The organism is Ectothiorhodospira lacustris, from assembly GCF_022227785.1.
In the GTDB taxonomy this organism is placed as follows: Bacteria; Pseudomonadota; Gammaproteobacteria; order Ectothiorhodospirales; family Ectothiorhodospiraceae; genus Ectothiorhodospira; species Ectothiorhodospira lacustris.
In genome coordinates this window covers 1-21,285 of sequence record NZ_JAJNQM010000022.1, presented here as the reverse complement: position 1 = coordinate 21,285, position 21,285 = coordinate 1, and the positions used below count along the sequence as shown (strand labels likewise).

The 21,285-nt window shown below is 63.5% G+C and carries 20 protein-coding genes, 1 tRNA gene and 1 pseudogene; 8 read left to right on the top strand and 14 right to left on the bottom strand.

The window, feature by feature from the left end:
• Positions 1–52: 52 nt before the first annotated feature.
• From hpnD to LQ952_RS06215, 3 genes are read left to right on the top strand one after another with little or no spacing between them, the layout of a single operon-like run.
• Positions 53–916 (top strand): presqualene diphosphate synthase HpnD, encoded by an 864-nt coding sequence (hpnD, locus tag LQ952_RS06225; RefSeq protein WP_238621791.1) that lies wholly within the window; start codon positions 53–55, stop codon positions 914–916.
• Positions 913–2,247, top strand: coding sequence for a hydroxysqualene dehydroxylase HpnE (gene hpnE / locus LQ952_RS06220; RefSeq protein ID WP_238621790.1), 1,335 nt, complete (start codon positions 913–915; stop codon positions 2,245–2,247). Before hpnD ends, hpnE begins: the two co-directional genes overlap by 4 nt.
• The gene (locus LQ952_RS06215; RefSeq protein WP_238621789.1) at positions 2,244–2,990 is read left to right on the top strand and encodes a YciK family oxidoreductase; all 747 of its coding nucleotides are present in this window, start codon (positions 2,244–2,246) and stop codon (positions 2,988–2,990) included. The genes hpnE and LQ952_RS06215 overlap by 4 nt, the downstream gene beginning before the upstream one ends.
• Here the strand turns inward: LQ952_RS06215 and LQ952_RS06210 are convergent.
• Together LQ952_RS06210 and rluB are read right to left on the bottom strand one after the other, a co-directional pair.
• A complete protein-coding gene (locus tag LQ952_RS06210) occupies positions 2,957–3,565 on the bottom strand; it encodes an endonuclease III domain-containing protein (RefSeq protein ID WP_238621807.1) in 609 nt (202 codons plus the stop codon). The two genes, LQ952_RS06215 and LQ952_RS06210, sit on opposite strands and share 34 nt — an antisense overlap.
• Before the next feature lie 53 nt (positions 3,566–3,618).
• A complete protein-coding gene (gene rluB / locus LQ952_RS06205; RefSeq protein ID WP_238621788.1) occupies positions 3,619–4,410 on the bottom strand; it encodes a 23S rRNA pseudouridine(2605) synthase RluB in 792 nt (263 codons plus the stop codon).
• Between the two features lie 73 nt (positions 4,411–4,483).
• Between rluB and moaB the strand changes: the two genes are divergently transcribed.
• Positions 4,484–5,005, top strand: coding sequence for a molybdenum cofactor biosynthesis protein B (gene moaB, locus LQ952_RS06200; RefSeq protein ID WP_238621787.1), 522 nt, complete (start codon positions 4,484–4,486; stop codon positions 5,003–5,005).
• An 11-nt stretch (positions 5,006–5,016) separates the two neighbouring features.
• Here the strand turns inward: moaB and scpB are convergent, their stop codons facing one another.
• From scpB to LQ952_RS06175, 5 genes are read right to left on the bottom strand one after another with little or no spacing between them, the layout of a single operon-like run.
• The gene (gene scpB / locus LQ952_RS06195) at positions 5,017–5,592 is read right to left on the bottom strand and encodes an SMC-Scp complex subunit ScpB (RefSeq protein WP_238621786.1); all 576 of its coding nucleotides are present in this window, start codon (positions 5,590–5,592) and stop codon (positions 5,017–5,019) included.
• A complete protein-coding gene (locus LQ952_RS06190; protein ID WP_238621785.1) occupies positions 5,582–6,427 on the bottom strand; it encodes a segregation and condensation protein A in 846 nt (281 codons plus the stop codon). The genes scpB and LQ952_RS06190 overlap by 11 nt, the downstream gene beginning before the upstream one ends.
• Positions 6,424–7,641: a tryptophan--tRNA ligase gene (locus LQ952_RS06185; protein ID WP_255722268.1), complete on the bottom strand. Its 1,218-nt coding sequence runs from the start codon at positions 7,639–7,641 to the stop codon at positions 6,424–6,426. Before LQ952_RS06185 ends, LQ952_RS06190 begins: the two co-directional genes overlap by 4 nt.
• A 49-nt stretch (positions 7,642–7,690) precedes the next feature.
• A complete protein-coding gene (locus tag LQ952_RS06180; RefSeq protein WP_238621784.1) occupies positions 7,691–8,371 on the bottom strand; it encodes a site-2 protease family protein in 681 nt (226 codons plus the stop codon).
• Between the two features lie 28 nt (positions 8,372–8,399).
• Positions 8,400–9,026, bottom strand: a complete 627-nt coding sequence (locus LQ952_RS06175) for an L-threonylcarbamoyladenylate synthase (RefSeq protein ID WP_238621783.1) — start codon at positions 9,024–9,026, stop codon at positions 8,400–8,402.
• A gap of 551 nt (positions 9,027–9,577) precedes the next feature.
• Here LQ952_RS06175 and LQ952_RS06170 point away from each other — a divergent pair.
• Entirely contained in the window at positions 9,578–9,877 is a 300-nt protein-coding gene (locus tag LQ952_RS06170) for a YciI family protein (protein ID WP_238621782.1), read from the top strand.
• A 46-nt stretch (positions 9,878–9,923) separates the two neighbouring features.
• Positions 9,924–10,760 (top strand): peptidylprolyl isomerase, encoded by an 837-nt coding sequence (locus LQ952_RS06165; RefSeq protein ID WP_238621781.1) that lies wholly within the window; start codon positions 9,924–9,926, stop codon positions 10,758–10,760.
• A 100-nt stretch (positions 10,761–10,860) separates the two neighbouring features.
• Here the strand turns inward: LQ952_RS06165 and LQ952_RS06160 are convergent, their stop codons facing one another.
• From LQ952_RS06160 to LQ952_RS06140, 5 genes are all read right to left on the bottom strand, one after another.
• Positions 10,861–12,222 carry a phosphohexomutase domain-containing protein gene (locus tag LQ952_RS06160; RefSeq protein WP_238621780.1) on the bottom strand — a complete coding sequence of 454 codons (1,362 nt, stop codon included), beginning with the start codon at positions 12,220–12,222 and terminating at the stop codon, positions 10,861–10,863.
• 33 nt (positions 12,223–12,255) lie between these two features.
• Complete coding sequence (locus LQ952_RS06155; RefSeq protein ID WP_238621779.1) at positions 12,256–13,263, bottom strand: NAD-dependent epimerase; 1,008 nt, start codon at positions 13,261–13,263, stop codon at positions 12,256–12,258.
• Positions 13,264–14,544, bottom strand: a complete 1,281-nt coding sequence (locus tag LQ952_RS06150; RefSeq protein WP_238621778.1) for a nucleotide sugar dehydrogenase — start codon at positions 14,542–14,544, stop codon at positions 13,264–13,266.
• A 78-nt stretch (positions 14,545–14,622) separates the two neighbouring features.
• Positions 14,623–17,928, bottom strand: a complete 3,306-nt coding sequence (locus LQ952_RS06145) for a DEAD/DEAH box helicase (RefSeq protein ID WP_238621777.1) — start codon at positions 17,926–17,928, stop codon at positions 14,623–14,625.
• Between the two features lie 142 nt (positions 17,929–18,070).
• Entirely contained in the window at positions 18,071–19,072 is a 1,002-nt protein-coding gene (locus LQ952_RS06140; RefSeq protein WP_238621776.1) for a TIGR00341 family protein, read from the bottom strand.
• A gap of 82 nt (positions 19,073–19,154) precedes the next feature.
• Here LQ952_RS06140 and LQ952_RS06135 point away from each other — a divergent pair, with 82 nt between their 5' ends.
• Positions 19,155–19,640 carry a DUF2721 domain-containing protein gene (locus LQ952_RS06135; protein WP_238621775.1) on the top strand — a complete coding sequence of 162 codons (486 nt, stop codon included), beginning with the start codon at positions 19,155–19,157 and terminating at the stop codon, positions 19,638–19,640.
• A 268-nt stretch (positions 19,641–19,908) separates the two neighbouring features.
• On the opposite strand, the pseudogene LQ952_RS06130 reads toward LQ952_RS06135, so the two are convergent.
• Positions 19,909–20,325: pseudogene (locus tag LQ952_RS06130) on the bottom strand (secondary thiamine-phosphate synthase enzyme YjbQ); the annotation flags it as partial.
• 170 nt (positions 20,326–20,495) lie between these two features.
• Here LQ952_RS06130 and LQ952_RS06125 point away from each other — a divergent pair.
• Positions 20,496–20,572, top strand: a tRNA-Arg gene (locus LQ952_RS06125).
• 132 nt (positions 20,573–20,704) lie between these two features.
• Here the strand turns inward: LQ952_RS06125 and bfr are convergent.
• Positions 20,705–21,169 (bottom strand): bacterioferritin, encoded by a 465-nt coding sequence (bfr, locus tag LQ952_RS06120; protein ID WP_238621774.1) that lies wholly within the window; start codon positions 21,167–21,169, stop codon positions 20,705–20,707.
• Positions 21,170–21,285: the final 116 nt, after the last annotated feature.

Here is a 21,285-nt window from a genome sequence, read left to right as displayed (position 1 = left end):
AGACCCGACCTGTGGTAGTTTAAGCCCCTGGCGACAACCAGAACCAAGGCCCATGACCCCCGACCAGTACTGTCAGGAAAAGGCCGCCGGCAGCGGCTCCAGCTTCTATTACAGCTTCCTGTTCTTACCCCCGGAACGGCGCCGGGCCATCACGGCCCTGTACGCCTTCTGTCGGGAGGTGGACGATGTGGTGGACGAGTGCCATGACCCGGCCGTGGCCCGCGCCAAGCTGGACTGGTGGCGGGAGGAAGTCACCCGCACCTTCCAGGGTCAGGCCACCCACCCGGTCTGCCAGGCGCTGCAGCCCTTGCTGGAACGCTTCAACCTGCCGCAGGAGCATTTCCGGGAAATCATCGACGGCATGCAGATGGATCTGGACCATGATGCCTATCCCACCTTTACGGAACTCTCCCTGTATTGCTATCGAGTGGCTTCGGTGGTGGGTCTGATGTCGGCGGAGATCTTCGGCTACGAGGATCGCCGGACCACCCGCTACGCCCACGATCTGGGCATGGCCTTCCAGCTCACCAACATCCTCAGGGACGTGCTGGAAGATGCCCGGCGAGGCCGCCTCTACATCCCCCTGGATGAACTCAAGCAGTTCGACGTACAGCCGGTGGACCTGCAAAGACCCCAGACCTCCGAACACCTCCAGGCCCTGTTCGCCTTTCAGGCGGACCGCGCCCGGGAGTACTACCGCCGCGCCTTCGAGCATCTGCCGGAGGGTGATCGCTATGCCCAGCGCCCCGGCATCATCATGGCGGGCATCTACCGCACCCTGCTGGATGAGATTGCCACCGACGGCTACCGGGTGCTGGAACAGCGGGTCCGGCTGACGCCCCTGAGAAAATTCTGGATCGCTTGGCGGATTGCCCGGCAGGAAAAACGTCGTCACAGAAAGGCCGGACGGCAATGAACCACCCTGATACCGACATCTGTATCGTGGGCGCCGGCTGGGCCGGGCTGAGCGCGGCGGTGCGGCTGGCCCAGGCGGGTCGACAGGTCACGGTACTGGAAGCGGCCCGAACCCTGGGGGGACGGGCACGGCAGGTGGACCTGGACGGTCTTCCCCTGGATAACGGCCAGCATCTGCTGCTGGGCGCCTATACCCATGTCCTGCGGATGATCGAAACCATGGGTCTGCAGGAGTCCCGTATCTTCCTGCGCCTGCCCCTGGACCTGAGCATGCGGGAATCGGGGATGCCGGAACTGTCCCTGTCCAGCCTGTTCCTCCCGGCCCCCTTCCATCTACTGGCCGGGCTGCTCACCGCCCGCGGCATGCCCGGCAAGGACCGCCTGCAGGCCCTGCCCGGCCTGGCGCGGCTGATGCGGTGGAAGGGTCCGGAAGACATGCCGGTATCCCGACTGCTGCATGAACACAAGCAACCCGACACCCTGATCCGGCAGCTCTGGATCCCCCTGTGTCTGGCCACCCTCAACACCCATCCCGCCGAAGCCTCGGCCCGGCTGTTCACCGCTGTGCTGCAGGGTACCTTCTCCGGTCATCGCAGCCATGCGGACCTGCTGATTCCCAAGGTCAGCCTGAGCGAGGTCCTGCCCGAGCCTGCCCGCCGCCATCTGGAATCCCTGGGTGGGGCGGTCATCACCGGCGCCCGGGTCCAGGCCGTGCAGCGCGACGGCCACGGTTTCCGACTGCAGCTGCGGGAAGGGGAGGCATATCGGTGCCGGCAAGTGATTCTGGCCACGCCCCACGGGATCGCCGCCCAGCTGCTGACCGATTTTCCCGCCCTGGCGGAGACGGCTGCCAATCTTGAAGCCCTGCCCTGCGAACCCATCTGCACCGTCTACCTGCGCTATCCGGAAGACACCCGCCTGAGCACGCCTTTCCACGGCATGCTGGGCACCACCGGACAATGGGTCTTCGACCGGCGCTTCACCGGCCAGCCCGGGGTCATGGCGGTGGTCATCTCGGCCTCCGGCCCGCACATGGACCTGGACAATCAGGCCCTGGCGGCCCAGATCCAGGCTGAGTTGCACATGCTCTTTCCCGCCTGGCCCACCCCCCTGCAGCACTGGGTGATCCGGGAAAAGCAGGCCACCTTCAAGGCGGCGGTGAACTGCGACCAACTGCGCCCCGGCAATCGCACCGCCGAGACCGGCCTCTGGCTGGCAGGCGACTACACGGCCAACGGCTTGCCGGCCACCCTCGAAGGGGCGATCATCAGTGGTCTGGAATGCGCCGAATCACTGCTGCAATCGAATGATTCAACCACGGAATACCCATGATCCCGCAACAACTGCTCACCTATTCTCCGGCCCCGGATCTGCTCAAGGACCGGGTCATCCTGGTGACCGGTGCCACGGGCGGCATCGGCCGTACCCTGTCTCTGACCTGCGCCGCCCATGGCGCCACCGTGATCCTGCTGGACAAAGTGATCAAGTCACTGGAAAAGGTCTACGACGAGATCGAAGCCGCCGGTGGTCCCCAGCCGGCCATCTACCCCATGAACCTGGAAGGTGCCACCGCCAAGGACTATCAGGATCTGGCGGAGAACGTGGGCAACGAGTTTGGCCGTCTGGACGGTCTGGTCCACAATGCCGCTTTCGTGGGCTACCTGACCCCACTCAAGCACTATGACCTGGAGCTGTGGGCCAAGGTCATGACAGTGAACCTGCATGCCCCCTTCCTACTCACTCACGCGGTGCTGCCGCTGCTGGAACAATCCCCTGACCCGGCCGTGGTGTTCTCCACCCATGACTGCCAGAAGGCATACTGGGGAGGATTCGGGGTGGCCAAGGCAGGACAGCAAGGCCTGATGGACATTCTGGCCAAGGAGTATCAGGGGGACCGCAAGATGCGGGTCAACGGCGTAGACACCGGCCCGATCCGCAGCCGGTTGCGGGCGGAGCAGTATCCGGGTGAGGACCCCACCACGCTGGCCACCCCTGAAGAGGTCATCGGGCCGTATCTGTATCTGCTGGGACCGGACGCCGGTCAGACCACGGGACAGAACCTCAAGCTGGCCTGACACATCGCCCGCAAGGGGCAGCTTTCGCAACGGGGCCGGGGACGGCAAAAGGTCTTGCCGTGGGCGACGATCAGGGCATGGAACTCGTTCAGGGCTGGGACATCCTCCCCCAGCACCGTCTCGACTCCGGTCCTGAGCACGTCATAGGGCGCATCTCCCCCGGCCAGTTCCAGGCGGGCAAACAGGCGCCGGGTATAGGCGTCCACCACGAACACCGGCCGCTCAAAGGCGTACAGCAGGATGTCGTCCGCCGTCTCCGGCCCCACGCCCTTCACCGACAGCAATCCCCGGCGCAGGGCCTCGGTGGACCAGCCCCGCAGGGCGGTCTCCCCGCCCTGCTCCAGATACCAACAGCAGAAGGCCTGAAGCCGCCCCGCCTTGACGTTGAAATATCCGGAAGGCCGGATCAGACCGGCAAGATCATTGCGAGGCAGGGCCGCCAGGCTCTCCGCGTCCAGCACTTCGGCCGCTTTGAGGTTGGCGATGGCCCGCTCCACGTTGGTCCAGGCGGTATTCTGGGTGAGGATCGCCCCCACCATCACCTCGAAAGGCGTCTCCCCCGGCCACCAGTGCATCGGCCCGTAATGGGCCGATAGCCGTTCCAGGACCGGATGAAGACGCTCCGGATTCACCGCCCGGGGGCTCGACGGGTCTTGGGAGGACGGATGATGCGCGCCTTGCGGGGCGGCTTCCAGGACAGGCCCGCCTGCTGATACAGGGCCTTCATCTCCTGGGACTCCAGCTCCCGCCAACGGCCCAGGCGCAGCCCGGTCCCCAGCTGGATGCAGCCGTAGCGTACCCGGATCAGGCGGCTGACGGTGATGCCCTGGGATTCCCACAGGCGCCGCACCTCACGGTTACGGCCTTCCTTGAGGGTCACGTGGTACCAGTGATTGGCGCCGGTACCCCCAGCCTCCCGGATATCATCGAAGCGGGCCGGGCCATCCTCCAACTCCACGCCGGCCAGCAGCCGCTGGATTGCCGCCGGTTCCACCGCGCCCAGCACCCGCACGGCGTATTCCCGCTCCACCTCGGTGGAAGGATGCATGAGCCGATTGGCCAGCTCGCCGTCGGTGGTGAACAGCAACAATCCGGAGGTGTTGAGGTCCAGCCGGCCGATGCTCACCCACCGGCCCTGGCGCAGCCGGGGCAGGTGTTCGAACACGGTGGGGCGACCTTCGGGGTCGGAGCGGGTGGTCACTTCCCCTTCCGGCTTGTGATAGACCACCACCCGTTGTGCGGGGGCCTCCACTGAGACGGGGCGCCCGCGCACGGCGATCTGGTCTTCCGGGCCGGCCTGATCCCCTAACTGGGCCACCTTGCCGTTGACGGTCACCAGGCCCTGGGCGATCCAGCGCTCCACCTCTCGACGTGAACCCAGACCCGCCTGGGCCAGCAATTTGTGGAGACGTTCGGTCATGATGTGTTATCCATCGCTGTCAAACCGGTAGTGTACTGATCCGCCCCCCCTTTCCGCCACAGGACGATCCGCCATGAGCGACACCCGCGACTTCATTCCACTGGACATCGCCGTACTGACGGTCTCCGATTCACGCACCCTGGCGGAGGATACCTCCGGGCAGGTGCTGGTGGACGGGCTGACCCAGGCGGGGCATCGGGCAGCCGACCGGCAACGGGTGGCGGACGACATCTACCAGATCAGGGCCGTGGTCTCGGCCTGGATTGCCGACCCGGAGATTCAGGTGATTCTCACCACCGGCGGCACCGGCATCACCGGTCGGGACGGGACACCGGAGGCGGTGGCGCCCCTGCTGGACAAGGAAATCGCGGGGTTCGGCGAGCTGTTCCGGATGCTCTCCCACGAGGAAATCGGCACCTCCGCCCTGCAGTCCCGGGCTCTGGCGGGGGTGGCCAACGGCACCTATGTGTTCTGTCTGCCCGGCTCTTCCGGTGCCTGCCGCACCGCCTGGACCCGGCTGATCCAGTCCCAGCTTGACCACCGGACCCGGCCCTGCAACCTGGTGATGCTGATGCCCCGGCTGAAGGAGCAATAGGGCTCTGCCCCTCATTTCCGACCCTGCTCCCCCGAGGGGGGAAGCGGGTCAAGGGCTGAGCCCAGGTCCCTTAGTGCCATCAAACTGGGCAACTCATCCAGGGACGACAGATTGAAATAGTCCAGAAACCGGGGTGTCGTCCCGTACAGGGCCGGCCGCCCCGGCACCTCCTTATGACCCAGCACACTCACCCACTCCCGTTCCGTCAGGGTCTTGATGATCTGGGTGCTCACCGTCACCCCGCGCACTGCCTCGATCTCCGCCCGGGTGATGGGCTGACGGTAAGCAATCAGGGCCAGGGTCTCCAGCAGGGCGCGGGAATAGCGGGGCGGCCGTTCTTCCCACAGACGGGCGATCCAGGGCGAGAGCGACTCCCGCACCTGGAAACGGTAGCCGCTGCCCACCTGACGCAACTCGTAGCCCCGGTCGTCACAGGCCTGGGCCAGGGCATCCAGGGCCTTGCGCAGTTCGGCCCGGGAAGGCCGCTCGGCGTCCTCGAACAGCCGTTCCATCTGTTCCAGGGAGAGGGGGCGATCAGCGGCCAGAAGGGCGCCTTCCAGAATGCGGCAGAGCAGTTCAGGTGTCATGGGCAACATCGGCGCGTCTTGCCGCGCTCAGATAGATGGGGGCAAACAGTTCCGCCTGCGCCAGCTCCACCAGATGGGCCTTGAGCAGTTCCAGCACCGCCAGGAAGGTGACCACCACCCCCCGCCGGCCTTCTTCCAAGGTGAAGAGGGCCGCGAACGGCACCGGCCCTTGCCCCAGGGCTTCCAGCACCCGGGACATGCGCTCGCGCACCGACAGGGGTTCCCGCCGGATCTGGTGATGAGTGAACATATCCGCCCGCTGCAGCACCTCGCGCAGGGCCAGCAACAACTCGTCCAGCCCCACCTCCGGCAGCGGTCGCTCACCCGTGAGCGGCGGCGGCGCCAGGGTGGCCGGGAAGAGGTCCCGCTCCAGCCTGGGCAGGTCATCCAGGTCCTGTGCCGCCTGCTTGAACTGTTCGTATTCCTGCAACCGCCGCACCAGTTCGGCACGGGGGTCGTCCTCATCCTCCACCGCGGCGGACCGGGGCAGCAGCATGCGTGACTTGATCTCCGCCAGCATGGCCGCCATCACCAGATACTCCGCCGCCAGTTCCAGACGCATCTCCTGCATCAGCTCGATATACCCCATGTACTGGCGGGTGATCTCGGCAATGGGGATGTCCAGGATATCCAGGTTCTGACGCTTGATCAGGTACAAGAGCAGATCCAGCGGCCCCTCGAAGGTCTCCAGGAAGACCTCCAGGGCATCCGGTGGGATGTACAGATCCCGGGGCACCAGGGTTAGCGGCTCCCCTCGGACAATGGCCAGAGGCGGACCCTCGGCCTGCCCGGCACCGTCCGGCGCCGGTGACAGGGCCGCGGGTTCGGCATTCATCGGTAAGCCAACCCCATGCTGCGCCGGACTTCGTCCAGCGTGTCCCGGGCGATGTCGCGGGCGGCCTCACAGCCTTCCGCCACCACGGACCGGACCAGGTTCGGATCGGCCTCGTATTCGCGGGCACGGGCCTGCATGGGCCGCAGTTCGTCAAGCACCGCATCCACCACCGGCTGCTTGCATTCCAGACAGCCGATGCCGGCACTGCGACACCCCTCCTGCACCCACTGATGGACATCCTCGCCGGTGTAGATCTGGTGCAGGGACCAGACCGGGCACTTGTCCGGATTGCCGGGATCGGTGCGACGCACTCGGGCCGGGTCCGTCGGCATGGTGCGAACCTTTTTCTCCACCTCTGTCGGCTCATCCCGCAGGGAGATGGTGTTGCCGTAGGACTTGGACATCTTCTGGCCGTCCAGGCCCGGCATCTTGGAGGCCTTGGTGAGCATGGGATGGGGCTCGGGCAGGATGATACGTCCGCTGCCTTCCAGATAGCCGAACAGACGCTCCCGGTCTCCCAGGGAGATGTTCTGCTGGCTCTCCAGCAGGGCGCGGGCCACGTCCAGGGCCTCGTCCTCGCCCTGCTCCTGATAGCGGCGACGCAGATCCCGGTACATGCGGGCGTTCTTCTTGCCCATCTTGTTGGCGGCCGCCTCGGCCTTTTCTTCGAAGCCGGGTTCGCGCCCATAGAGATGGTTGAAGCGACGCGCCACCTCGCGGGTGATTTCCAGATGGGCCACCTGGTCCTCGCCCACCGGTACTAAACCCGCCTTGTAGATGAGGATGTCCGCGCTCTGCAGCAGCGGATAGCCCAAAAAACCGTAGGTGGCCAGGTCCTTTTCCTTGAGTTTTTCCTGCTGATCCTTGTAGGTGGGCACCCGCTCCAGCCAGCCCAGGGGGGTGATCATGGACAGCAGCAGATGCAGTTCCGCATGTTCCGGCACCCGGGACTGAATGAAGATGCGCGCCGAACCGGGGCTCACGCCCGCCGCCAGCCAGTCCACCACCATGTCCCAGACGCTCTCGCCGAGGATGCTCGGATCTTCGTAATGGGTGGTGAGGGCGTGCCAGTCGGCCACGAAGAACAGACATTCGTAGGAATGCTGCAATTCGACCCAGTTCTTGAGGACGCCGTGATAATGACCCAGATGCAGTCGGCCCGTCGGGCGCATGCCGGACAGGACGCGCTGATTTTGTGCAGGCAGGGAACTCAAGTGGACTCCTTGGGTGTGTTCAGTCGCAGGGGTTTGAAGGGAAAGGGTGCTACATGCGCCATGACGGCAGCGCAAACAGGGTCTGGATCAGGTCCACGAAGAACCCGAAGACAGGAAGGAGGATCGCCCACAGCACGCCCGTGAGCAACAGACCCAGGACGATCACCAGACCATAGGGCTCCACACGCTCGTAGCGGGCGGCGATCCGGGCCGGCAGGAAACCGGCCACCACCCGCCCCCCGTCCAGAGGCGGGATGGGTAATAGATTCAGCACCATCAGCAGGATGTTGATGGTGATCCCCGCCATGCCCATGTAGATCAGCGGCACGGCCGCCCAGTCGAAGGACCCCTGCAACAGCAGGCCGATCTTGATCATCAGCGCCCAGAACAGGGCCATGAGCAGGTTGGCGGTGGGGCCGGCGGCGGCCACGATGGCCATGTCCCGCTGGGGATTGCGCAGATTCCGGGTGTTCACCGGCACCGGCTTGGCCCAGCCGAAGACAAAGGGAGGCGCCGGGGTCAGGGCCGTGAAGATCAAAAGACCGATGGGCACGGCGATGGTCCCCACCGGATCGATGTGCTTGATGGGGTTGACGGTCAGACGACCCAGCATCTTGGCGGTGGGGTCTCCCAGCTGCTTGGCCACCCAGCCGTGGGAAGCCTCGTGCAGGGTGATGGCGAACAGCACCGGCAGGGCCCAGATGGCGATGATCTGCAGGATACCGTCCATCAGCCGCTCCTCCGTATCGCCACCGGCATCACTCCTCCACCCCGGGAGGCACTTCGCCCTTGCCGCGACGCACCAGTCGGGGGACATCGCTTTCCATATCGATCACGGTGGTGGGCTCCAGGCCACAGGGACCCCCATCGATGATCAGGTCAACCTGGGAGGACAGGCGTTCCTGAATCTCGTAGAGGTCGGTCAGCGGCAGATCATCGCCGGGCATCTCCAGACTGCTGCTCATGAGCGGCTGGCCCAGGGACTTGAGCATGGCCTGGGTGATGGGATGATCCGGCACCCGCAGACCCACGCTCTTGCGTTTGGGGTGCTGCAGCCGTCGGGGCACCTCATGAGTGGCCTTGAGCAGGAAGGCGTAGGGACCGGGGGTGAGGCTCTTGAGCAGTCGGTAGGACGTATTGCCTACCTTGGCATAGGTGGCGATCTCGGACAGATCGCGACAGACCAGAGTGAGGTAATACTGTTCATCCAGCTGGCGGATGCGACGGATGCGCTCCATGCCGGACTTGTTGCCGATGGCGCAACCCAGGGCATAACAGGAATCCGTGGGGTAGACGATGACCCCTCCGCCCTGTACCACCTCCACCACCTGCTGGATCAGGCGGGGCTGGGGGTCTACCGGATGGATCTCGATCACGCGGCTCATGGCAATTCCAGGTTGTTCGGTATCGGAGGTTGATTTTATCAGACCTGCGGGCTTGTGCCCGAATGATCTTGGCAGTTCTGAAAAAGCCAACCCTTCACGGCCATCCCCTCGTCACCGTCATTCCCTCCTCACCGTCATTCCCTCCTCACCGTCATTCCCTCCTCACCGTCATTCCCTCCTCACCGTCATTCCCGCGAAAGCGGGAATCCAGGGGTGTCTGTCGGCCCCGCACTGGATTCCCGCTTTCGCGGGAATGACGTAGTTCTGGACCGTAGCGTCCTCAGCCATCGGGAATGACGCAGTTCTGGACCATAGAGTCCTCAGCCGTCGGGAATGACGTAGTTCTGGACCGTAGCGTCCTCAGCCTTCAGGAATGACGTAGTTCTGGACCGTAGCGTCCTCGGCCATCAGGAATGACTGGGTTCCGAACTATAAATCCTCAACCACGCGGGAACGAAGTCCTAACTGAATTTGGTGACCCGTACCCTGTGCCGACCCGCCGCCATGCGCTACCCTAAGCGCCATGATCCATCAACCAGGGAACCCCATCGATGCTCTACGCCATCATCAGTCAGGACGTGGAAGACAGCCTGGAGCAGCGCCACGGCGCCCGGCCCGCCCACCTGGAACGCCTGCAGATCCTGCAGGATGCGGGGCGTCTGGTACTGGCCGGACCTCACCCGACCCTGGACACGGAAGACCCCGGCCCGGCGGGATTCACCGGCAGCCTGGTGGTTGCCGAATTCGATTCCCTGGATGCCGCCAAGGCCTGGGCCGACGCGGACCCTTATGTGGCGGCCGGTGTCTATGCCCAGGTGATCGTCAAGCCCTTCAAGCAGGTGTTTCCCTGATCCCCCTGCCTGGAACCCGCCCATTTCAACAAGGACCCCATTGCAGATGCACCCCTTCAAGCTGATTCCCCTGGCAGCCGCCCTGGCCTTCACGCTGTCGGCCTGCTCCGGCAACGACCCCGAAACAACGATCGATGCCGGGCGCGGCGAGCCGGTGGCCATGGTCAACGACACCCCCATCTATGAAAGTGATCTGGCCGACTTTCTGTCGCTGAGCCGCATGTCCGGCCACCAGGGTGGCATGCAACCCCCGGAGATGGCTCTAAATGAGCTGATCAACATGGAACTGCTGCGCCAGACAGCGGTGAAGGCCGGCCTGGACAAGGAACCCGAGGTGATGCGCCAGATGGAGCGCATGCGCACCAATCTGCTGATCAATGCCCAGGTGGAGCGGTACCTGCAGAACCTGCGCTTCACCGAGGCGGATCTGCGCGCCGAATATGATCGCCAGGTGGCGGAGATGGACACCCAGGAGTTCAGGGCCCGTCATATCCTGGTGGCGACAGAGGAAGAAGCCGCCGCCCTGATCGCACGCATCAAGGCGGGAGAAGACTTTGCGACCCTGGCCCGGGAACATTCAGAGGATGGCTCCGCCGCCGCCGGCGGTGACCTGGGCTGGTTCAGTCGGGACATGATGGTCCCGGATTTTTCCGATGCAGTACTGGCGTTGGGCGATGGCCAGTTCACCCAGGAACCGGTGGAAACGGAATTCGGCTGGCATGTCATCCTGCGGGAAGGCGCCCGGGAGAGCGAGCCGCCGGCCTTTGAAGGCGTACAGGACCAGTTGGAACAGATCCTGACCCGGCAGTCCCTGCAGGATTATGTGGACGGGCTGTGGCAGGACGCGCAGGTGGAGGTGTTTGAGGATCGCCTGATGCGCTGATCCCGTCTTGTGTGTGCGGCCCTTCTCCCCCGAGGGGAGAGGGGAGCAAGACAAGCCCCTCGCCCTTTGGGAGAGGGGTTGGGGTGAGGGAAAAGAGGACTCAGGCCTCCTGAATCAAGCCGGATAGCAGCGCCGTCTGGGTGCGCATCAAGGCCTCGTCACCCCGTGATTCCACATTCAGCCGGATCACCGGCTCCGTGTTGGAACCCCGCAGGTTGAAGCGCCAGTCGCCAAACTCCATGCTCAGGCCGTCTGTGTCATCCTCTTCCAGGGCCCGACCCCGGAATGCCGAGCCAATTCGGGCAATGGTCCGCCCCACATCGACCACCCGGAAATTGATCTCGCCGCTGCAGGGAAAGGCCTGCATCCGCTCATCCACCAGGGCCGAGAGGGGCTGGCCGGTCCGGCACAGGCGCTCGGCCACCAGCAGCCAGGGGATCATGCCGCTGTCGCAGTAGGCAAAGTCCCGAAAGTAATGATGGGCCGACATCTCCCCGCCATAGAGGGCATCTTCAAGACGCATCCGCTCCTTGATGAAGGCATGTCCGGTCTTGCTCATCACCGGCACCCCACCGGCTGCCTGCACCATCTCCAGCGTGTTCCAGGTCAGACGGGGATCATGGACGATCTTCTCTCCCGGAGAACGTTCCAGCAACTGGGCCGCCAATAGTCCCACCACGTAATAGCCTTCCACGAACCGGCCCTGCTCATCGAACAGGAAACAGCGGTCAAAGTCACCATCCCAGGCGATCCCCAGATCCGCCCCGTGGGCCTTCACCGCGTCGGCGGTGGCGCTGCGATTGTCCGGCAGCAGGGGATTGGGAATGCCATTGGGGAACCGACCGTCCGGCTCATGGTGCACCCGGGTTACCCGGAAGGGCAGCCGGGCGGCCAGGGCATCGAAGGTGGGACCAGCGGCCCCATTGCCCGCATTCACCACCAGATGCAGGGGCTTGAGCACCGTCCCATCCACCAGACCCAGTACCCGTTCCACATAGCCGGGCAACACGTCCAGCGGCTCATCCCGTCCCGCTTGAACACCGGCCTCGACCGGGACGGGATCACGGGCCAGTACCTCGATCTCGTTCAGACCGCTGTCACCGCTGACGGGCACGGCGCCCGCCTGCACCAGCTTCATGCCGTTGTAGTCCATGGGATTGTGGCTGGCGGTGACCATGATGCCGCCCCCCATGCCGTGCAGTGACGCGGCATGGTAGACGGTCTCCGTGCCGCACAGGCCCAGGGATCGGGTATCCACCCCGGCCTCATTCAACCCCTGCACCAGCGCTCGCGCCAGCGCCGGACTGCTCAGACGGATGTCCTCCCCCACCGCCACCGGCCCCGCCGGGCGGATGACACGGGCATAGGCCCGACCGATGCGCCGGGCCAGTTCCGGATTCAGTTCATCGGGGACACGACCGCGGATGTCATAGGCCTTGAAACAGGCAAGACGCTCAGTCATTCAATCATCCTTATGCTGACACCAGGAAAAGGATCAGACCCGGTAGAAATCCCGATACCAGCGCACGAAGTTTTCCACCCCCTGCTCCACCGGCGTGCAAGGTCGATAGCCCACGTCTTTCGCCAGGTCCTGCACGTCTGCGTAGGTATCCGGCACATCTCCCGGCTGCAGGGGCAGCAGGTTCTTTTCCGCCTTCATGCCCAGGCAGTCTTCCAGCACCTGGATGTAGTGGAGCAGTTCCACCGGCTGATTGTTGCCGATGTTGTAGAGCCGGTAGGGGGCAAAGCTGGTGGCGGAGTCGGGGTCGGCTCCGGACCAGGCAGGGTTCGGTGCCGCCACCCGGTCCAGGGTACGGATCACCCCTTCCACGATGTCATCAATGTAGGTGAAGTCCCGGCGATGGCGACCGTAGTTGAAGACATCGATGGGTTTGCCCTCCAGGATGTTGCGGGTGAACATGAACAGGGCCATGTCCGGGCGCCCCCAGGGGCCGTAGACGGTGAAGAAACGCAGCCCCACCGTGGGCAGGCCGTAGAGAGAACTGTAGGTATGGGCCATGAGTTCGTTGGCCTTCTTGCTGGCGGCGTAGAGGCTCATGGGGTGATCCACGTTGTCGTGGACGGAGAAGGGCATGGTGGTGTTGGCCCCGTAGACGGAGCTGGAGGAGGCGTAGACCAGATTCTCCACCCCGTGGTGACGGCAGCCTTCGAGGATATTGATGAACCCCACCAGGTTGGTTTCCACATAGGCGTGCGGATTCTCCAGGGAATAGCGTACCCCGGCCTGAGCCGCCAGATTCACCACCCGCTGGGGCTTGTGACGGGCGAACAGGTCTTCCATGGCGGCCCGATCGGCGATATCGGCCCGCACGTCCGTGAAGCCGGGATGGGCCTTCACCCGCTCCAGGCGGGCCAGCTTCAGGTTGACGTCGTAATAGTCGTTGAGATTATCGACACCGATGACCTCATCGCCCCGCGCCAGCAGGCGCAGGGCCAGGGCCGAGCCGATGAATCCGGCAGTGCCGGTGACCAGAATTTTCATCTACAGACTCCAGTAGGCCTGGGAGGCCCCCACCACGGACGGAGACAAGGCCGATTTCACGTCGATCAGCACGCCGCCGGAAACCAGGCGTCGGGCAAAGCTGTCGGGCCCCGCCGCCAGATAGGCCCGGTGAGGCACGGCCAGGATCAGCCCGTCCAAGTCCTGGAAGGACTCCAGGGGCGAGAGGGTCAGACCATATTCATGGTGCGCCTCCCGGGCATCTGCCAGTGGGTCGTGGATCAGGGGTTCGATGCCGAACTGACGCAGCTCCTTGATGATATCGGGCACACGGGAGTTGCGAAGATCCGGGACGTTTTCCTTGAACGTAAGCCCGAGGATACCCACCCTGCCCTGCTTCACCGGACGGTCCTGCTCGATGAGCAGCTTCACCAGGCGCTGGGCCATATAGGCCCCCATGCCGTCATTGATGCGTCGCCCGGCCAGGATCACCTGGGGGTAGTACCCCACGGCCTTGGCCTTGGTGGTGAGGTAATAGGGGTCCACCCCGATGCAGTGCCCCCCCACCAGACCGGGACTGAAGGGCAGGAAGTTCCACTTGGTACCGGCGGCGGCCAAGACATCCCGGGTGCGGATGCCCAGACGATCGAAGATCAGCGCCAACTCGTTCATCAGGGCGATGTTCAGATCCCGCTGGGTGTTCTCGATCACCTTGGCGGCTTCGGCCACCTTGATGGTGGGTGCCCGATGCACGCCGGCCTCGACGATGCGCCCGTAGACCTCGGCCACCCGCTCCAGCGTCGCCTCGTCCTCGCCGGAGACCACCTTCACGATGCGGGTCAGGGTATGTTCCTTATCACCGGGGTTGATGCGCTCGGGAGAATAGCCCAGCTTGAAATCCACGCCCTGACGCAAGCCGGAAATGCGGGCCAGGAGTGGTCCGCAGATCTCCTCGGTCACCCCGGGATAGACCGTGGATTCGAACACCACCACCGCTCCGGGGGACAGTACCCGCCCTACGGTCTCGCAAGCGGACAGTACCGGTCGCAGATCGGGCTGACGATTGTCATCGATGGGGGTGGGGACGGTGACCACGAAGAAGGTGGTTCCCACCAGATCCCGAGGATCGGTGGTGCATTGGAGGGTACTGGCTCCGAGTTCTTCGGGCGTGACCTCACCCGTGAAATCATGGCCTTCCCGGAGTGTGCCGACCCGACGTTCACTGATATCAAAGCCGACCGTTCCCGGATAATGGGCTGCAAACCCCATGGCCACGGGCAGCCCGACATACCCGAGACCGATGACACCGATCTTTTCGCTCATTGCGTTGGGTTCCTTGGAAAGGGAGTGTTCCTGAATGTCCGCAAGATACCGGAAATCCCAGGTGCTGGCGACAGGACATCAGGCCCCCAGCAGGTCTTCGATCATGCGGGCGTCGATGGGGGGTGAATCCGGCGCCCGCTCGCCACCGCGATAGATCTGATCCGCCAGTTGCTGCTTGCGGGCCTGCAGGGCCAGTATCTTCTCCTCCACCGTATTCTCGGTGATGAGTTTATAGACGAAGACCGGCTTGTCCTGACCGATGCGATGGGCCCGGTCGGTGGCCTGCGCCTCCACGGCGGGATTCCACCATGGGTCGTAGTGAATGACGGTGTCCGCCTGCGTGAGATTGAGCCCGACCCCGCCCGCCTTGAGACTGATCAGCATCAGCGGGACGTGACCGTCACAAAAGCGGCTGATCACTTCTTCCCGTTTGCGGGTCTGACCGGTCAGTTTGGTATAGGTGATCCCTGTCGGGGCCAGTTCCTGTTCGATCAGTCCCAGCATGGTGGTGAACTGGGAAAACAGCAGCACGCGCCGCCCCTCGCTGATCAGCTCCGGCAGCATCTCCATGAGCATCTCCAGCTTGGCCGAGGGGACCTTCTTCCCGCCGCCCCCGCGCAACGCCTCCGGCAACAGGCGGGGATCACAGCAGACCTGACGCAGTTTGAGCAGGGCATCCAGGATGGTGATCTGACTCCGGGCCAACCCCTTTTGCGCAATGGCATCGCGCACCTTCTTTTCCATGGCCAGGCGGATGCTCTCATACAGCGCCGCCTGCTTGCCGCCGATGGGGGTACTTCGCAACAGCTCGGATTTCTCCGGCAGTTCCCGGGCCACCACATCTTTGGTGCGTCGCAACATGAACGGGGTGATGCGCCGGGTGAGCCGTTGCAGTTTCTCACCATCACCGTGTTTTTCGATAGGCGTGCGGTAGTTGCGGGTGAACAGTTCCTGAGTGCCCAGAAAGCCTGGCAGCAGAAAATCGAACTGAGCCCACAGTTCGCCCAGATGATTTTCCATGGGAGTACCGGTCAGGCACAACCGGTGATCGGCCTGCAGGCGCCGAACCACCTGTGCGGCTTGGGCGCGGGGGTTCTTGATCTGCTGGGCTTCATCCAGAATCAGATGGGAAAAATGCTGCTCCAGCAGGCGCTTGCTGTCCCGGGGGAGCAGCGGATAGGTGGTGAAGATAAGATCGTAATCATCCAGGGTGTCGAAATGGGACTTGCGATCCACCCCGTGCAGTACCAGGGTCTTGAGCGCCGGACAGAACTGGGCCGCTTCGCGACGCCAGTTGCTCAGCAAACTGGTGGGAGCCACGATCAGGCTGGGTCGGGTGAGCCGTCCGGCCGCCTTCTCCACCATCAGATGAGCCAGGGTCTGAACGGTCTTTCCCAGGCCCATGTCGTCCGCCAGCACGCCGGCCAACTCGTGTTCCCGCAAGAACTGCATCCAGTCCAGACCATGCTGCTGGTAGGGACGCAGCCGACCGACAAACTCCGGCGGGAGCGGCACCGTGCGCAGGCCGTCGAAGTGGGCAAGCTGCCGGGCCAGTCGTTCGATGCCCTCGCCACCTTTCACCGGAATCGGCCCCAGTTCCAGCACCCGAGGGGCATCCAATCGTGACAGGCGCAATTCGTCCTGATCCGCGCTCAGGTGATCATGCAGATCCACCAGGGTCTGCAGCACTGGTTCGATTTGTTCCCGGGCTACTCTCACATACTGCCCCCCCTCCATGGGCAACCACAGGGTCTCCGGCAAGGTGCCGGGCACATAATCGGCCAACAGGTGGGTGACTAGGGGCAACAGGGGGATCCTGCGCCCATCCACCTCCAGGTCAAACCTCAGATCAAACCAACCCTGACCCTCCTCCACCCGGGCCTGCAGTGCATCGGCCCGCAGCAAACGGGGGGCATCGCCCTGGACATGTTTGATGCGCCAGCCCTGGACTTGCAGGCGCGGCAGCACCGTGTCCAGCACCTCGAACCAGCGACCCAGGGCGGTCTGGCGATCCACCTCGCCCATGGCGGGGCGCCACAACTCCGGCCGCTGGGGCCAGGGTTCCAGCACCTCGGCGCGGATCACGTCCAGTGCTTGCTGTTCGGCGGCCCGGTGGCGGTGAACATCCAGCAGTTCACCGTTCGCTTCCCCCCTGACCAGGTCATGGGGGGCATGGGGCATCACCACCACGTCGTCTTCATAAATGAAATGGAATAACAATCCCGATTGCAGCAGATCCGGGTCGTACAGCATCACCGCCAGGGCCGGCGTCGGCGCCTGGTCACGGATCTCGCGTCGGGACACCGGCGTGGGCGTGGGTAAATCGGGAAACTGTCGTGCCAGACCCAGGCTGACCTGTTCCACCTCGGTGGCGGCCACCGGCGGTGAGCTGGGTATCCTGGCCAGGCAGGCCGGGTCCATGCCTGTTGGGATTTCCAGGGCACCAACCTGAAGATCCAACGGGTCCAGATAACAGAATGGGTGAACCAGAATCAGATGGATCTTGCGGTCCTGGTTGGCCCGCGGCACCAGGCGATACTGATCATCGGCAACCTCCCAGGCCAGTTCTAGCTGTCGTGATGCGCCTCGCGTCAACGGCCGATCCGGCACTTCCGACCAGTACAGCCGTCCGGAATCGAGCATCATCTCCAGTGCCAATGCACCGGCACGGCCCTTGAGACGGGTGCCTTGGCCATCACGAGCATGGCGGTGATAGGCGGTACGTTGATAAGCCGTATTGCTCCAGCTTGACAGTTGCTGCGCGATATCCCTGTCCAGTTCGGTCATCGCTCGCTGGGTGGACCCATAGGGTTCCAGCAGACTGGCCAGCCTCACCTCCCGCCCTTTGGTCGGTGTGCCGTCCTTGCGGTATATGGCCACCCGGAAGCTCACGCTGGTACTGCCATCGGCGGCATGGAAGGTCAGCTGGTACAGCAGACATTCCTGGTTCGGCACAGCCTCCGCGGCCTGATTGGATGCCTGTGATGACTGCTCGGACACGTGTTCCAGCCACTGCAGGAACATGGGTCTGCCCAGAGAGGAGGCCGCCAGGTCATATGTCTGTTCACGCAGGGCCAGGGCTGCCGATACGACGTGCTTACAGTTATCTCCCACGGGGCAGCCGCACTCACCATGCAGCACCACAAGCTCCTGCCCATTATCCGTCTGCAGACGGATGAACCGGACGAACTGTTCATAGGTGCGGCCATCACTGCCCTGTGTCACCGCCTGACAGCTCAACTCCTTCTCGTCGCGCCGGATGATCCTGACTTGGCCGGTACGTCCTTCCTCGAAATAGCGGGTACCGCGCTCGTAGCTTCTTTGTCCGCAATCGCGACGAATGCCGCTCAGGCTAATCCACTGTTTCTGTTTTTTCGAGGCCATGGGGTCCAATCTTGAGTTCTTGAGTGTCGAAAGCGCCTGGGGGGATATTCGCGGATCCGGGATTGGCGCCTCTACGCGTTAAATCCCGGGAATTTTTGCACAGCTTTGGGTATGTCATCGAAGCATAACGAGCGCCTGCGTGTCAGGGCATCCCACGCGAGAGGATCAGAAACACCAGGCCAGCCAAGAGGAGCGTGCCAATCAACAGCCAGATGAACCAGTCCTTCGGGGTGAATCGCTCTACATGCCCTACGCCCACCCACCGACGAGGCCTGACACCCTGGAACAGGAATACGAACTGGGCTGCGATAACCACGCAGATCACATTGACGCCGAGCAGTAGCGCCGCACCGGTGGCCAGCTCGAATTCCCCTTTGCCCAGCAGCATGCCCAATACGGAAGCAGGCGGTAGCAAGGCAACGGCCACCATGACCCCCACCAGTCGGGTGGTGATGCCGCTGGTGAGGGCGAGGACACCCGCGGCACCCGCGGTGAGGGCAAGCACCACATGAGCCAGATTGACCCCGGTGCGCGTCATCACTTCCTGGCTGCTGATGCTCACCGGCCACAGATAACCGATGATCAGGCTCAGCAGGATGGCCAGGCCCAGCCCGACAACCGCAGTGAACAGGGCGCGCATGGCCAGGGCCCGCACGCCCATGGAGATACCGAAGGCAAAAGTGATGACCGGTCCCAGCAATGGGGCAATCACCATGGAACCGATGACCACCGCCGTGTTGTCTTCGGCCAGGCCGATGGTGGCGGCAATGGTGGACAGGAAAATCAGCATCACATAGTTGCGATCCAGATTTCCCTCCTTGGCCATCCTGGTATACAGCTCCTCAAGGGTGAGATCCCTGCCCCCCGGGGTGTTGGGCCGGGGGGCAGTGCCCGGTTGCCCCGGCATCGGCACCGTGGTTTCAACGGGCAGCACGACGATGCGCGCCGTGGGTTCTTTCAGCATCGTGCCCTGCAGGGCCTCCATCAACCGCTGGGTATTTTCCGCGCCGACGACCATGCGCACGGAGATTCGGCCGTCCTCATTGGTGGCCCCGCACCAGGCGTCGATGGCATGATGGGCGTGTGCCAATGCCAGCAAACGTGGCCGCAGATACTCGGGGCTGATGACTTCTATGAGTCGCATGACGTATCTCCATGCTCCTGCCCCCCGTGGCCTGCATTGCGGTATCGGAAACCACATACCTCAACCGCAAGGAGCCTTTCAGATGACAGAAGGCACTTCACCGGTCCTGATTTCTCAGGTCATCCAGTTTTCCGTCGCCCCGGTGTTCCTATTGGTGGGAATTGCCGGATTCATCAATGCCTTCGTGGTGCGTCTGGCCAGGATCGTGGATCGTAAGCGGGAACTGGCAGACAGGTTGCGGGCGCCCGAACCCGTGCGGTTTGAACTGCATCGCCGGGAAATAGACATCCTGGATGAACGCGCGGGCCTGATCAACCTGAGCATCAAACTCAGCATCGCCACGGCCATGCTGGTCTGCCTGACCATCCTGACCGTGTTCATCGATTTCCTGCTGAGCATGGAACATCCGCGCCTGATCGGCACCATGTTCGTGTTTGCCATGGCAAGCCTGATCGCCTCCTTGGGGATGTTCGTGCGCGACCTGCAGCTGGCCTCGGCGGCCATGGCACTGGACGACGAGGACGTGCCGCGTACCCGGAACACTGCCCCGGACACACCGGCACAATGACCCCCGGGCCGGCGATGTGCCGGTGGCCCGAGACTGACAAGACTCAGCCTCCGCCGATATCCCGCAGTCGTGCCATGATGGCCTGCAGCTCCGTCCGGGTATCCTCCGAGGCCTGGATCCGGCCCTGCATCTCCGCCAGGGCCGCCGTGGCCTTCTGCAGTTCGGCAAGGGCCTGATCCCGTTCCGCCGTCAGGGTCGTCAGGGCCTGCCGCAGTTCATCAGCGTCCTCATTACGGCGCTCCGGCAGCGTTCCCGGTGACGCCGGTGCCTCTCCCTGGCAAGTCACGATCACCCGGCGGCCATGGCCATGGGTGCGATGCTCCCACAGGAAAATTCCCTGCCAAGTTCCCAGGGACAGACGCCCCCGGGCGAAGGGCACGGTCAGGCCGGCGCCGGTCAGCACGCTGCGGATGTGGGCCGACATGTCATCCGGCCCCTCCATGTCGTGAGCATACCGGGGATCACCGTCGGGAATGGTCCGGACCAGATGTCCCTCCAGGTCCTGCAGTACCGTAGGATCCGCGTTTTCAGTGATGGTCAGAGACGCACTGGTGTGGCAGCAGAACACATGACACAGCCCCGTTTCCAGGCCGGACTGCTGCAGGAGTTCATTGACACGGTGGGTGATCTCGACCGGGCCACGGCCCAGGGTGGTGACGGCGAACTGCGCTTGGTGAATGGGCATGGGCATGGGCATCGTCCGGGGCTTTGGCATGGCATGAGTCTATCCTGTCCCGGCGGCAAAATGGCGATATGTCCCGCGGCCGAGCGGCGGGGACGGGATGCTCTCCTTGCAGGGAATTTGTGCCATAATTATCGACGTTCGCGCTCCGGCACCCGGAGTGCTTTTTTACTGCCCCGGTAGCTCAGGTGGATAGAGCGTCCCCCTCCTAAGGGGAAGGTCCCACGTTCGAGTCGTGGTCGGGGCGCCAAACAGGCTGCCAGCCCGAAGAATCCCGCATGGGTCGTTCTTGTCGGCCTCAAGCTTATTGCCGGCATTCACTTTCCCGGGCGGTTTTTTGCGAGAGGACCGTGGGGAACTGGTTCCCCACGGTGGACCCCGACTACAGCATGGACTGTTCGTACTTGGTCAGTCCCAGGCGCTCGATCAGCTCCAGCTGGGTCTCGATCCAGTCGATGTGCTCCTCCTCCTCGGCCAGGATGGCGGCAAACAGATCCCGGCTGGGATAGTCTCCCACCTTCTCCGCGTAGGCCACGGCCTCCTTGTAAACGGCATGCCCCTCATGCTCCAGCTTGAGGTCGCACTCCAGGATTTCCTTGGTGTTTTCACCGATGTAAAGCTTGCCCAGATCCTGCAGGTTGGGTAGGCCCTCAAGGAACAGGATGCGCTCGATGAGCTTGTCCGCATGCTTCATTTCATCGATGGACTCGTGATATTCGTATTCGTCCAGCTTGGTCAGCCCCCAGTTCTTGAATATGCGGGCGTGCAGAAAATACTGGTTGATGGCGGTGAGTTCGCCTTTGAGGGCCTTGTTCAGGTATTCGATGACTTTCTTGTCGCCTTTCATGGTGGGATCTCCTTTAAAGCGGATTGGGCCTGGATCGGCACCTCTATCTCTATAGCTCTCTATAGCTTGCTCTATAGCTTGCCTTTCCAATAAAGACTTAGAATTACTCTAAAAGT